Origin of the sequence: Desertibacillus haloalkaliphilus (assembly GCF_019039105.1) — a bacterium.
Lineage (GTDB): Bacteria > Bacillota > Bacilli > Bacillales > KJ1-10-99 > Desertibacillus > Desertibacillus haloalkaliphilus.
In genome coordinates this window covers 1-332 of the sequence record NZ_JAHPIV010000576.1, presented here as the reverse complement: position 1 = coordinate 332, position 332 = coordinate 1, and the positions used below count along the sequence as shown (strand labels likewise).

Annotated in this window: 1 protein-coding gene; it reads right to left on the bottom strand. The window is 34.9% G+C overall.

Annotation, left to right across the window (positions count from 1 at the left end; all coding sequences use genetic code 11):
• Positions 1 to 288: helix-turn-helix domain-containing protein (locus KH400_RS23340; RefSeq protein WP_217228705.1), on the bottom strand; the 288-nt coding region annotated here is incomplete at its 3' end.
• Positions 289 to 332: the final 44 nt, after the last annotated feature.

Here is a 332-nt window from a genome sequence, read left to right as displayed (position 1 = left end):
CTCTTTAAACTGCTCCTTGCTAATTCCGGAATCCATGGCCTCTCTTACTAGCTCAATCCAAGCATCGTCCAATTTAGTATTTTTATTCTTTGATTCCTCATTTAATAGGTGTTCAACTGTTACTCCTAGAACAGAAGAGATCTTTTCTAAAAATTGTATGGAAGGATTAGATTGAATATTTCTTTCAATTGAACTTAGGTAAGATTTTGCTACTCCTGCTTTTTCAGCTAACTCTGATAAAGAATAGCCCTTTTCAAGTCGATATTTTTTCACACGTTCGCCGATCATACATATCTGTCCTCTCTGCCTATGTAATAGTATGATTATAACAG